This is a genomic window from Leclercia sp. UBA2479, assembly GCF_002341985.1.
GTDB lineage: Bacteria > Pseudomonadota > Gammaproteobacteria > Enterobacterales > Enterobacteriaceae > Enterobacter > Enterobacter pneumoniae.
The window spans coordinates 61,020-73,992 of sequence record NZ_DDPB01000002.1 but is presented as its reverse complement, the minus strand read 5'-3'; the positions used below and the strand labels follow the sequence as shown (position 1 = coordinate 73,992).

The 12,973-nt window shown below is 54.0% G+C and carries 11 protein-coding genes; 4 read left to right on the top strand and 7 right to left on the bottom strand.

The window, feature by feature from the left end; all coding sequences use genetic code 11:
* Positions 1-4 precede the first annotated feature (4 nt).
* Positions 5-514 (top strand): SOS-induced cell division inhibitor SulA, encoded by a 510-nt coding sequence (gene sulA / locus B3B59_RS01455; RefSeq protein WP_046886668.1) that lies wholly within the window; start codon positions 5-7, stop codon positions 512-514.
* A 356-nt stretch (positions 515-870) separates the two neighbouring features.
* Complete coding sequence (gene ompA, locus B3B59_RS01450) at positions 871-1,926, top strand: porin OmpA (RefSeq protein ID WP_046886669.1); 1,056 nt, start codon at positions 871-873, stop codon at positions 1,924-1,926.
* 63 nt (positions 1,927-1,989) lie between these two features.
* Here the strand turns inward: ompA and matP are convergent, their stop codons facing one another.
* A complete protein-coding gene (gene matP / locus B3B59_RS01445; protein ID WP_040076287.1) occupies positions 1,990-2,442 on the bottom strand; it encodes a macrodomain Ter protein MatP in 453 nt (150 codons plus the stop codon).
* Between the two features lie 185 nt (positions 2,443-2,627).
* Here matP and B3B59_RS01440 point away from each other — a divergent pair, with 185 nt between their 5' ends.
* Both B3B59_RS01440 and fabA read left to right on the top strand, forming a co-directional pair.
* Positions 2,628-4,388, top strand: a complete 1,761-nt coding sequence (locus tag B3B59_RS01440) for a Lon protease family protein (RefSeq protein WP_286807947.1) — start codon at positions 2,628-2,630, stop codon at positions 4,386-4,388.
* A gap of 68 nt (positions 4,389-4,456) precedes the next feature.
* Positions 4,457-4,975 (top strand): bifunctional 3-hydroxydecanoyl-ACP dehydratase/trans-2-decenoyl-ACP isomerase, encoded by a 519-nt coding sequence (gene fabA, locus B3B59_RS01435; protein WP_040076289.1) that lies wholly within the window; start codon positions 4,457-4,459, stop codon positions 4,973-4,975.
* A 67-nt stretch (positions 4,976-5,042) separates the two neighbouring features.
* Here fabA and rmf read toward each other — a convergent pair whose 3' ends face one another.
* The 6 genes from rmf to rlmKL all read right to left on the bottom strand — a co-directional run bounded on the left by rmf (position 5,043) and on the right by rlmKL (position 12,972).
* Positions 5,043-5,210, bottom strand: a complete 168-nt coding sequence (rmf, locus tag B3B59_RS01430; RefSeq protein WP_010429337.1) for a ribosome modulation factor — start codon at positions 5,208-5,210, stop codon at positions 5,043-5,045.
* Between the two features lie 254 nt (positions 5,211-5,464).
* Entirely contained in the window at positions 5,465-6,031 is a 567-nt protein-coding gene (gene pqiC / locus B3B59_RS01425; RefSeq protein ID WP_040076290.1) for a membrane integrity-associated transporter subunit PqiC, read from the bottom strand.
* Entirely contained in the window at positions 6,031-7,668 is a 1,638-nt protein-coding gene (gene pqiB / locus B3B59_RS01420; RefSeq protein ID WP_046886671.1) for an intermembrane transport protein PqiB, read from the bottom strand. Before pqiB ends, pqiC begins: the two co-directional genes overlap by 1 nt.
* On the bottom strand, positions 7,661-8,926 hold the full coding sequence (pqiA, locus tag B3B59_RS01415) for a membrane integrity-associated transporter subunit PqiA (protein ID WP_286807945.1): 1,266 nt from the start codon (positions 8,924-8,926) through the stop codon (positions 7,661-7,663). The genes pqiB and pqiA overlap by 8 nt, the downstream gene beginning before the upstream one ends.
* A gap of 17 nt (positions 8,927-8,943) precedes the next feature.
* On the bottom strand, positions 8,944-10,851 hold the full coding sequence (locus tag B3B59_RS01410) for an ABC transporter ATP-binding protein (protein WP_040076294.1): 1,908 nt from the start codon (positions 10,849-10,851) through the stop codon (positions 8,944-8,946).
* Between the two features lie 12 nt (positions 10,852-10,863).
* A complete protein-coding gene (gene rlmKL, locus B3B59_RS01405) occupies positions 10,864-12,972 on the bottom strand; it encodes a bifunctional 23S rRNA (guanine(2069)-N(7))-methyltransferase RlmK/23S rRNA (guanine(2445)-N(2))-methyltransferase RlmL (RefSeq protein WP_212477533.1) in 2,109 nt (702 codons plus the stop codon).
* Position 12,973 lies beyond the last annotated feature (1 nt).

Sequence of the window (12,973 nt, the reverse complement as noted above, 5' to 3'; positions counted from 1 at the left end):
GATTATGTACTCTTCAGGCTATTCAAATCGCACAACATCTTTCACTTCAACTGCAGGCAATAGCGCAATGACTTCTTCTGCGCGTCCCTCCACCGGGCTGATTAGTGAAGTGCTCTACCGTGAAGACCAGCCCATGATGACCCAACTCCTGCTGCTGCCGCTTTTACAGCAACTGGGGCAGCAGTCTCGCTGGCAGTTGTGGCTCACGCCTAATCAGAAATTAAGCCGCCAGTGGGTGCAGTCAGCGGGTCTGCCTTTGACTAAAGTTATGCAGGTTAGTCAGCTTGCGCCTTGCCATACTGTTGAATCCATGGCCAGAGCATTGCGCACCGGTAATTACAGTGTGGTTATTGGCTGGTTTACTGAAGCGTTAACGGATGATGAGCAATATTTGCTCGCTGAAGCGGCTGAAGAAGGAAACGCGCTGGGCTTTATAATGCGTCCGGTTCAGGTTGGTCCCCAGGGCAAGGGACACTTTTCTGGGCTAAAAATTCACTCGAATTTGTATCATTAAGTAAAAATAAGAGTTTTCCTGGAATTTTTTTTGCGGCACTTGTACACCATTAATTCCATGTGTAAATCCGACGAAGAGTCTTGTCTGGTGCGGTTTCTCTGATTTCGTCTGGCATGAAAAACCACAATTTATGTTAAATATTGTGTATACAAAACTTTTTTTTTCATATGCCTGACGGAGTTCACACTTGTAAGTTTCCAACTACGTTGTAGACTTTACATCGCCAGGGGTGCTCGGCCTAAGCCGAAGATATCGGTAGAGTTACTCTATTGTCCCCGCCCCCCGGTGAAGGATTTAACCGTGAACTCTCATTGAGATTCTCATGGCGATTTTTGGATGATAACGAGGCGCAAAAAATGAAAAAGACAGCTATCGCGATTGCAGTGGCACTGGCTGGCTTCGCTACCGTAGCGCAGGCCGCTCCGAAAGATAACACCTGGTATACTGGTGCTAAACTGGGCTGGTCTCAGTTCCACGATACTGGTTTTATCAACAACAATGGTCCAACCCACGAAAACCAGCTGGGCGCTGGTGCATTCGGTGGTTACCAGGTTAACCCGTATGTTGGCTTTGAAATGGGTTACGACTGGTTAGGTCGTATGCCATACAAAGGCGACAACATCAACGGCGCATTCAAGGCTCAGGGCGTTCAGCTGACCGCTAAACTGGGTTACCCAATCACTGACGATCTGGACGTTTATACCCGTCTGGGTGGTATGGTTTGGCGTGCAGATGCTAAAGCTAACGTTCCTGGCGGCGCTTCCTTCAAAGACCACGACACTGGCGTTTCCCCAGTATTCGCTGGCGGCCTGGAATGGGCAATGACCCGTGACATCGCTACCCGTCTGGAATACCAGTGGACCAACAACATCGGTGATGCAAACACCGTTGGTACCCGTCCAGACAACGGCCTGCTGAGCGTAGGTGTTTCCTACCGCTTCGGCCAGCAGGAAGAAGCTGCACCAATCGTAGCTCCAGCTCCGGCTCCAGCTCCAGAAGTACAGACCAAGCACTTCACTCTGAAGTCTGACGTTCTGTTCAACTTCAACAAAGCAACTCTGAAACCAGAAGGCCAGCAGGCTCTGGATCAGATGTACAGCCAGCTGAGCAACCTGGATCCGAAAGACGGTTCCGTAGTGGTTCTGGGCTTCACTGACCGCATCGGTTCTGACGCTTACAACCAGGGTCTGTCCGAGAAACGTGCTCAGTCTGTTGTTGATTACCTGATCTCTAAAGGTATCCCAAGCAACAAGATCTCCGCACGTGGTATGGGCGAATCTAACCCAGTTACCGGCAGCACCTGCGACAACGTGAAAGCACGCGCAGCGCTGATCGACTGCTTGGCACCAGATCGTCGCGTAGAGATCGAAGTTAAAGGCATCAAAGACGTTGTAACTCAGCCTGCGGCATAAGTTATCGTCTTATAAAAAAACCCCGCTCTGCGGGGTTTTTTATTGCCTGCGAAAAAGCTAACGCTATTTTTTGCCCAGCAATGCCTGCAGATCGGTCTTCAGCGTCGACATCTTGCTGGCGTATTTTTCTTTATGTTCAGCATCTTCAATCAGCTGAACAATGGTCTCAGACAAGGTTTTCCCCCGACGTTGAGCCAGCCCCGCCAGACGCTGCCAGACTAAAAATTCCAGATCAATCGACTTCTTACGGGTATGCTGGTGTTCAGCATTAAAATGCCGTTTACGCCGCGCGCGGATAGTCTGCTTCATGCGGTTCAGCAGCGTGGGGTTGATATGGCGTTCAATCCAGCCGTTAACCCGAACGGGGTCATTCTCGAGGGTCAACAATAAATCTACCGCTTCTTTCGCCGCACTGGCTTCAAGGTAGCAAGTTATCAATTCTCCTTCGCGGTGTTTTTTGACCAGGTACTTCCATTTCCAGCCGCTTTCGAGATTTTCCAGTTGTTGATATTTCATTGCGATCCCAATGTGACCGTGTAACTCTGTCCAGAATATCAGTTTTTTGCCAATCTGCTGAAAAGAAATCAACGCCTGTGACCGCCAGATGAGATTCACCGCGTGAAACTCCTATTCCTTCGTGGGCAGAGCCTGAGCCTTACGGTATAATCCATCGTTTTACATCTGACTAAAAAACATCAACTTTGACGATTACGAAATTAGCATGGCGTGACCTGGTTCCGGATACCGATAGCTATCAAGAACTGTTTGCACAGCCCGACCTCGCGAAAGAAGACGAATCCGCATTAAGCGACACGCAGCCACGTTTGCATTACGCAATGGAGCAGGCGTTAAGCCCCTGGGCAACGTCGCCTTTTATGTTGCTGAAAGCACCGGATGAAGCGGAGTATCTCAACCTGCTGGCGGACGCCATGCGGCAGTTGTTGCCGGAGAATGACGCCGTCTCTGGCGGTACGTATTGCGTCAACGGCACGACTATCACCTTTACCCCCACTGAGATTTCAGATGGCCGTTTTGCGGTCACTGGCGGTGTTACAACGGCCGGTTGGGTAGAGGCTGAACAGCTTTTTGGCTGCTTGCGTCAGTTTAATGGTGAGGTCAGCCTCCAGCCGGGTCTGGTGCACCAGGCCAATGGCGGTGTCTTGCTTATCTCCCTGCGTACCCTGCTGGCCCAGCCGCTCTTGTGGATGCGCTTAAAGAATATCGCGAGTCAGCAGCGCTTTGATTGGGTCGGTTTTGACGAGTCTCGTCCACTTCCGGTCTCCGTTCCTTCTATGCCACTGTCATTAAAAGTGGTCCTGGTGGGTGATCGCGAAGCACTGGCCGATTTCCAGGAGATGGAACCGGAGTTGGCCGATCAGGCCATCTACAGCGAATTTGAAGACAACATTCAGATTGCTGATGCAGAAGAGATGCAGCAATGGTGTTTATGGGTAAACGCCCTGGCCGAAAGTGCTGGTCTGCCTGTCCCTGCCCCTGATGCCTGGCCAGTGCTGATTCGTGAAGCCGTCCGTTACACAGGCGATCAAGAGACCTTGCCGCTCTGCCCTCTGTGGCTGGGTAAGCAACTCCGTGAAGTGGCCGCATTAACGCCGGATGCCTTCTTCACTGGTGAGCAATTGAGCCAGATGCTTTTGCAACGCCAATGGCGTGAAGGGTATCTTGCTGACCGGATGCAGGATGAAATCCTGCTTGATCAGATCCTGGTCGAAACGGAAGGTGAACGTGTCGGGCAGATCAATGCCCTGTCGGTGATTGAATTCCCGGGCCATCCGCGCGCCTTTGGCGAACCTTCGCGCATCAGCTGCGTTGTGCATATTGGCGATGGCGAATTTATCGACATCGAGCGCAAAGCGGAACTGGGCGGTAATATTCATGCTAAAGGCATGATGATCATGCAGGCCTATCTGATGTCAGAGCTACAGCTTGAGCAGCAGATCCCCTTCACTGCCTCGCTGACCTTTGAACAATCGTATAGCGAAGTAGATGGCGATAGCGCCTCCATGGCCGAGCTGTGTGCCCTGATTAGCGCGCTGGCCGACGTGCCAGTTAACCAGAGTATCGCCATAACCGGCTCAGTGGATCAGTTTGGTCGTGCCCAACCGGTAGGCGGCCTCAATGAGAAGATTGAAGGCTTCTTCACGGTTTGTCAGCAGCGTGGTCTGAACGGCAAACAGGGTGTGATCATTCCGCTGGCAAACGTGCGTCACCTGAGCCTCAGCCAGGATGTGCTGAAGGCAGTGGAAGAGGAACAATTCTTCCTCTGGGCGATTGAAGATATTGCGGATGCGCTACCCTTACTCACAAACCTGATATGGGATGGCGAGGGGCAGACAACGCTCATGCAGACCATTCAGGAACGCATCGCCCAGGCGACTCAGCAGGAGTCTCGTCATCGTTATCCGTGGCCGCTGCGCTGGTTGGGATGGTTTAGTCCAAACTGATCGGACTTGTTCAGCGTACACGTGTTAGCTATCCTGCGTCCTTCACTAAAATAAGGCTTACTGAGAACATGGTAGATAAACGCGAATCCTATACAAAAGAAGATCTTCTTGCCTCTGGTCGCGGTGAACTGTTTGGCGCGAAAGGCCCACAGTTACCGGCCCCGAACATGCTGATGATGGACCGTGTCGTGAAGATGACGGAAACCGGCGGCAACTTCGATAAGGGTTACGTAGAAGCAGAACTCGATATCAACCCGGACATGTGGTTCTTCGGTTGCCACTTTATTGGCGACCCGGTAATGCCAGGCTGCCTGGGCCTCGACGCGATGTGGCAGCTGGTTGGTTTCTACCTCGGCTGGCTGGGTGGCGAAGGTAAAGGCCGCGCGCTGGGCGTGGGCGAAGTAAAATTCACCGGTCAGGTTCTGCCAACTGCGAAGAAAGTGACCTACCGTATTCACTTCAAACGTGTTGTGAACCGTCGTCTGATCATGGGCCTGGCAGATGGTGAAGTGCTGGTAGACGGTCGTCTGATTTACAGCGCAACCGACCTGAAGGTCGGCCTGTTCCAGGATACGTCAGCTTTCTGATTGCTGACTGAAGGCGTTAAAGGCGAAACCTCCGCAATGCGGAGGTTTCTTTTTTAAAGAGACGCTATCAAGCAAGTACTGCCCTGTCTCCGATGGCTTCTCGCCAGCCCCCTAACCATTGCGACCTTTGATTTAAGGTCTGATAGGGACACATTTCTTTAGAACGTCCGGCGATGCCAGCCTGATAACCACGTTGATGAGCCCTTTCAAGGCGATCTCGTTTCTGTCTCTTCATGCCTCGTTTCCCTCATTATTTGATCTGGTGGAAAAGAAAACAGTGATTACTAAATGTGCAATCACATCTAACGAATACCGCGAATAAAGCTCAGCGTCAATGCGCAAAATTCACGCCAGTGTCATAAATGTGAACTATACGGAAGTTCGTTTGTACAAAATCTGTGATGCGGCACAAGTAACAGACTGAGATACCATCAAAAAAAAACCGCAATCAGCGAGAGGCAGATTGCGGTTTTGGATAATGAATTTTACTTATGGCAAGCGTGAAATCTCACTGGCGATGCTTTTGGCTTCCTGCGCCCAGCCCTGCCCCAGCACCTTCACCATCTCTTCGTAGCCATCGTTCTGCTGTTTCAGCTCCAGATGGAAAGGACGTTTAATCAGCTGCCCCTGATGGTTAACCAGCCATTCGCCACTGATAATCACGCGCCCGTCATAGCGCCCGTGAAAACCGGTCACATTGACGTTAAGCGTATCCTGATCGCTACCCAAAGGCTGCGAAGCGACAACCCAGCCAGGTAACTGGCTGCTGAGGTTGGCCACCAGCGAATTGCGCAACTGCTGATCAAGCGGGCTTGCCCACAGATTATTCGTTGCGATGACATACTTAACATCGCTGGTTTGATAAACCACGCCATTACCTGCCAGATAATCCGGCACCGCGACCTGTTCTACCCACAGTAAGCGGTTACCCTGGCTGGCCATGCTGTTGCCTCCCGTTTGGCTAGCCAGCGGCAACTGGTAATAGCTCTTGTTGTCGCTACCCGAGCTACAGGCAGTCAGCACTGCTGCTGCGGCGATCAATAACCATTTTTTCATTATTTAGCCCCCTTCGGCTCAGGGTCCTTTTGATCTTTCGCTTCAAAGACCAGCGCGTTGCTCTTCGTATTCAACGTCTTTAGCACCGGCTGGAGTTCACGCAATACCTGATCGAGGCGCTGCATATCCGCCACCATCTTGTTATACGCGGCGGAGCCTGGCTGGAAGCCCTGCATGCTGCGATTTAGCTCGCGCAGCGTTTTCTGCATATCCTGAGGCAGCTGCTGCATCGACTGGCTGGCAGTGAGCTTATTCAGATTATCCAGCGTGGTCTGTAGACGACGCATCGTGGCCTGGCTCTCATTCAGAGAATGCGTGGCCGCTTCAAGCATCGGGTTCAACGGCAGATTGTTAATCTTATCCAGCGTATCCATCAGGCGCTGCTGGATCTGCGCCAGCCCGCTGCTCATGGTTGGGATGATTTTATACCCGCCAAACTCCCGCATTCCGGTAATGGCTGGCGCTTTCGGATAGAAATCCATATCTACATAGAGCGCGCCGGTCACCAGATTACCGGTCTTCAGCGAGCCGCGCAGACCACGGTTCATCAGCTCGGTAATATGCGTCCCGATATCCTGATCTTCACCAATCTGGTTGATCAGACGTTCCGGCTCAATGCGGATGAGCACCGGAATACGGTAGTCGTCATCCAGCACCTGTTTCAGTCCGGGTACAAAGAAGGGAACCTGACCAACCGTACCCAGGCGGATACCCCGGAATTCTACCGGCGCGCCCGGCTGCAGACCGCGGACAGAGTCTTTGAAGAACATCAGGTAATCGATGTGATCGGTGTAGAGCGCATCCTGTATCGATTTCTGGTCGTCGAACAGCTTAAAGGCGCTTTTCTCTGCAACAGGCTGACCCAGCTCTTGTCCTTCCGGCACATCAAAGCTGACGCCGCCGCCAAACAGCGTGGTGAGCGAGCCCATTTCAACCCGCATACCGGCCGAGGTCAAATCGACGGCGATACCGCTATCCTTCCAGAAACGCACATTACTGGTCACCAGACGATCGTTTGGCGCATTGATAAACAGTTGATAGCTTATGGTGCGTTTTTGGGTATCGAAGGTGCTGGTTTCGACCGAACCGACGCGATAGCCCCGGAACAGCACCGGGTCGCCCGGACTCAGCTGCCCGGCTTTATTGCTGTCGAGAATGACGCGGATACCCTTGGCATCAGGTGGCGCAAGGGGCGGAGAATCCAGAAGCTGATACTCATTTTTTTGCCCGCCTTTGGTTCCCGGCTGCAGCTCAATATAGGCCCCGGAAAGCAGTGTCCCCAGGCCGCTAATGCCCTCGCGGCCAACCTGCGGCTTAACGACCCAAAAAACGGAGTCGCCCTGAAGTACCTTTTCCATACCGGCATTCAGGCGCGCTTTAATTTCGACATGGGTCAAATCGTCGGTCAGCGTCGCACTTTCCACTACGCCCACGTTTACGCTACGGCTTTTAATGGTGGTTTTACCCCCCTCTATGCCCTCTGCGTTAGTGGTAATAAGGGTGACTTCTGGTCCCTGGTGGCTGTAATGATAAAACAGGATCCAGGCACCGATTAGCGCAGTCACGATGGGGAAGATCCAGACCGGCGACCAGTGTTTAACCTTCTGCACTTTCGCCTCTCCACTTTTGTTATCCATGCTTTTTATTATCCTCATGGTCTGGCTCTGGCTCACGATCCCACGATAAACGAGGGTCGAAGGTCAGGGCCGCAAACATGGTCATAATCACGACCAATGCAAACATCAGCGCTCCCAGAGCGGGATAGATATTCATCAATCCCCCTATGCGCACCAACGCCGATAAAACTGCAATGACAAACACGTCTATCATGGACCACCGGCCGACAAACTCGACGACTTCATAAATCAGGTGCATCCGTTCGCTATCACGTTGTCCGTGCCCATTTGCATCCCAGCAGAGCCAGCCAATCGCAATCATCTTCAGGGTCGGCACCATAATACTGGCAATAAAAATAACCAGCGCCACGGGATACGACCCCTCCCCCCACAGCAGAACAACCCCGGCCATAATGGTCGAGGGCATCTTGTCGCCAAGCAGATCGGTAATCATGATCGGCAGAATATTGGCAGGGAGATAGAGCATGATGGAGGTAAAGAGCAGCGCCAGTGTCCACTGAATGCTGTTTTTGCGCCGGACATGCCCTTTGGTGCCACAACGCGGGCAGACTCGCTGATCGGCCGGTAAAATCGCCGTACAGCAAGGGCATGAGCGCAGACCCTGGCGAATTCCGGGAACGCCCACCTGCGGCGCATGCGGGAGCGCTGGCGCAGGAGCGATATCGTCCCATGCCCAGCGGCGATCCACGCACTGGAAAGCGCGCAACTGCAGTACACAGTACAGACACCAGGGAATAAAGCTGCTGCCGACCCCCACATCACCGTAAGCCATGAGCTTCACGAAACTGACCAGCACCCCGGCGAGGAAAATTTCAGCCATTCCCCAGCTTTTCAGCTGGAAGAGGATCCGCGCCAGCAAAATCTTTACACTCAGGGGCATTTTGACGCGATTTACCAGCAGCAAAATGACCACCAGACAGAACGCCGGCACCAGTTGAACGAACAACAAGCAGAAGGTGCCGAGGCTGGCATAATCTTCGCTGAACATAACGCGGGGGATCTCCAGCAGTTCGACTTCGCTGGTGATACCCCCGACCTTCATATAGATGAACGGGAACAGGTTAGAGAGCAGCAGCATAAACAGGGCTGCAAACGCATACGCGGTGGGACGCTGGCGCGGTGCGTCCCACTCGGTTGTCAGCGTTGTCCCACAGCGGGGGCATGCCGCTTTATGACCATGCTCAAGTGCCGGGAGCGCCACGAGCAGGTCACACTGTGAGCATAAAATGTGCCTGTCGGCATGGTGATCTTCACACATTCTGGCTCCATATTTACTTAAGCGCCGTTTTTCAGAGCCTCAAGGTACTCCCAGCGTTCGAATGCTTCTTCCAGCGCCTGCTCGGCCAGTGCCAGATCCGCCAGGACTTTTTGAGTGTGGTCATGCGGCTGGTTGAAGAACGCGCCATCGGCGACCTGGGCCTGCAAGGCTTCAAGGTTTGCTTCCAGCTCTTCCATACGCTGCGGCAACCCTTCCAGCTCGCGCTGGAGATTATAGCTTAGCTTACTGCTGCCTCGTTTTACCGCTTCGGATTTGGTGACAGCGGCTTCCGCATCATTTTTGCTGCGGGATTGCTTCAGCGCCTGTGATTGAGACTGCTGCCCGCGGGCATCGTGATACCCCCCGACATATTGCCCGATGCGGCCTTCGCCTTCGAAGATCCAGCACTCGGTCACGGTATTGTCCACAAACTGACGATCGTGGCTAACCAGCAACACGGTGCCCTGATAACTATCAATCAGTTCTTCAAGAAGTTCCAGCGTTTCCACATCAAGATCGTTCGTCGGTTCATCGAGGATCAACAGGTTGCTGGGTTTCAGGAACAGACGTGCCAGCAGCAGTCGATTACGCTCTCCCCCGGAAAGTGCGCGCACCGGCGTCATGGCGCGTTTCGGGTGGAAGAGGAAGTCCTGCAGATAGCCCAGCACATGGCGCGGTTTCCCGTTTACCATCACCTCTTGCTTACCTTCCGCCAGGTTATCCATCACCGTTCTGTCAGGATCGAGCTCAGCACGGTGCTGATCAAAGTAGGCCACTTCCAGTTTGGTACCGCAGTGGACCCGGCCGCTGTCGGCTTTTAGCTGGCCGAGCATCAATTTCAGCAGCGTGGTTTTACCACAGCCGTTAGGGCCGATCAGGGCTATTTTGTCACCGCGCTGAACCTGAGCCGTGAAGTTGTTTACCAGCACTTTGCCATCAACCTGATAATTGACATTTTCCAGCTCGAAGACGATCTTCCCGGAACGGGCCGCCTCTTCTACCTGCATTTTGGCACTGCCCATTACTTCACGGCGTTGGCTACGTTCGTTACGCATCGCTTTCAGGGCGCGTACGCGGCCTTCATTACGGGTACGACGGGCTTTGATGCCCTGGCGGATCCAGACCTCTTCCTGCGCAAGCTTGCGGTCAAACTCGGCATTTTGCAGCTCTTCAACGCGCAGGTTCTCTTCTTTCTCCAGCAGATAGGTGTCGTAATCGCCCGGATAGGTCACCAGCTTGCCGCGATCGAGATCGACGATACGGGTGGCCATATTGCGAATAAACGAACGGTCATGCGAGATAAAGATAATTGTCCCGTTAAAGGTCTTCAGGAACCCTTCCAGCCAGTCGATAGCTTCGATATCCAGGTGGTTAGTCGGTTCATCCAGCAGCAGCACTTTCGGGCCGCTTACCAGCGCCCGGCCAAGCGCCGCTTTACGCAGCCAGCCGCCGGAGAGGGATGCCAGCTCCATGTCCGGATCCAGACCGAGCTGTTCCAGCACTTCGGTGATGCGGTTTTCAAGCTGCCACAAGCCATGATGATCCAGCAACTCCTGCAGGCGAGCCATCTCATTGAGATTTTTTTCGCTCGGATCGGTCATCACCAGATGTGAAATGTCGTGGTAGCCCTTCAGGTATTCGGCTTGCTCAGAGATCCCTTCCGCAACGAAATCATAAACCGTGCCCGCCACATTACGCGGTGGGTCCTGCTGCAGACGCGAGACGATAAGATCCTGTTCATAGACGATACGACCATCGTCCAGCCCCTGTTCACGGTTCAGGATCTTCATCAGGGTAGATTTACCCGCGCCGTTGCGGCCTACCAGACAGACGCGTTCGTTATCCTCGATATGCAGTTCAGTATCATCGAGAAGGGGAGCATCGCTAAAGGAGAGCCATGCGCCGTGCATACTGATTAATGACATTTACTATTCCTTTCAGGCGGCGGTAATAAGCCAGCAGTTGTGGATCTGACGGTTACGGGCGAAGTCCTGAGAGATCGTCTTTTGACTGATCTCTTCAGCTTTCAGCCCCAGAGCGCTCAGGCCGTCATGATCCATGCGGAAGCCGCGTTTGTTGTTCGAGAACATGATGGTGCCGCCTTTGCGCAGCAGGCGCTTCAGGTCGGTCATCAGGCGCAGGTGGTCACGCTGGACGTCAAACGAGTCCTCCATACGCTTAGAGTTGGAGAACGTCGGTGGATCGATAAAGATCAGATCGAATTGTTCGTCGGTATCGCGCAGCCAGCCCAGTACATCGGCCTGCATCAGGCGATGCTGGCGGCCGGTCAGGCCATTCAGGCGCAGGTTACGTTCAGCCCACTCCAGATAGGTGCGGGACATGTCCACCGTGGTGGTGCTACGCGCACCGCCCAGGCCGGCGTGTACGCTGGCGCTTCCGGTATAGGAGAAGAGATTAAGGAAGTCTTTTCCTTTGCTCATCTGGCCCAGCATCTTACGGGCGATGCGGTGATCGAGGAACAGGCCAGTGTCCAGATAGTCCGTAAGGTTGACCAGCAGACGCGCGTTATATTCTCCCACTTCCAGGAAATCGCCCTTCTCGCCCATCTTCTGGTACTGATTTTTACCTTTCTGGCGTTCACGGGTTTTCAGCACCAGCTTATTCGGGGCAATACCCAGCACGCCGATGGTTGCCGCAATCACATCCAGCATACGCTGGCGGGCTTTCTGCGCGTCGATGGTTTTCGGTGGCGCATACTCTTGCACAATGACCCAGTCGGCGTAACGGTCTACGGCAACGTTGTATTCAGGCAGGTCGGCGTCGTACAGGCGATAGCACTCAATGCCCTCCTGCTTCGCCCACTTTTCATATTTCTTCAGGTTCTTACGCAGACGGTTCGCGTAGTCTTCCGCCACGGTGGTCGGCTTGTTTTCGCCGGATTTCTCTGCGAGATGATAGTTTTTCTGCACGCAGTCCAGCGGGCCGTTTTTGGCTTTGAACTGGCGGTCGGCGCGCAGCTGCAGGCAGCTCAGTAGTTCCGGAGAGGCGCTAAACAGCGACAGATTCCAGCCGCCAAACTGATCTTTCATGATCCGGCCCAGCAGGCTGTGCAGAGCGATCAGAGCCGGCTCGCTGTCCAGACGCTCGCCGTAAGGCGGGTTGCTAATAACCGTGCCGTACGGCCCTTTCGGCAGTGGATTGCTCAGCTGCGCCACGTCTTTCACGTTGAAATCGATAAGCTCGCCAATGCCCGCCCGACGGGCGTTGCTGCGCGCGCGCTCAATGACGCGGGAGTCGCTGTCCGAGCCGTAGAAACGCGAACCGTAAGCCGCCAGCCCGGCACGGGCACGGGTCTGTGCCTCGGCCTTCACCTCTTTCCAGATGGCGTCATCGTGCTGCGCCCAGCCGCTGAACCCCCAGTTGCCACGGTGCAGACCCGGCGCACGATCGGTGGCATACATAGCGGCTTCAATCAGCAGAGTACCTGAACCACACATCGGATCGAGCAGCGGAGTGCCCGGCTGCCAGCCAGAACGCATGACAATCGCGGCGGCCAGGTTTTCTTTGATCGGCGCCGCACCGGCGCGATCGCGATATCCGCGCTGATGCAGACCTTCACCGCTCATGTCCAGTGAAAGGCTCGCCGTCTCTTTGTTCAGCCACACGTTAATACGCAGATCGGGGTTTTCACGATCAACGTTCGGGCGCTCACGATTTTTACGGGTAAAACAGTCGACCACGGCGTCTTTCACACGCAGCGCGCCGTACTGGCTGTTGCGGATCTCATCATTCACGCCGTTGAAGTGCACCGCAAAGGTCGCCCCCGGCGCAAAGATCTCTGTCCAGTCGATCATCTGTACGCCGGTGTAGAGATCGAGATCGCTATAGACCTTAAACTCTTTCATCGGCAGCATGATGCGCGAGGCCAGGCGGCTCCACATCAGGCTCTGGTAAATAAGCCGTGTGTCGCCCTCAAAATGGACACCACCCTGAACCACCTGACACGCTGTCGCGCCCAGGCTTTCCAGTTCAGTTTTTAACAGCTCTTCCAGCCCACGGGCCGTACTGGCAAACAGAGAATTCATA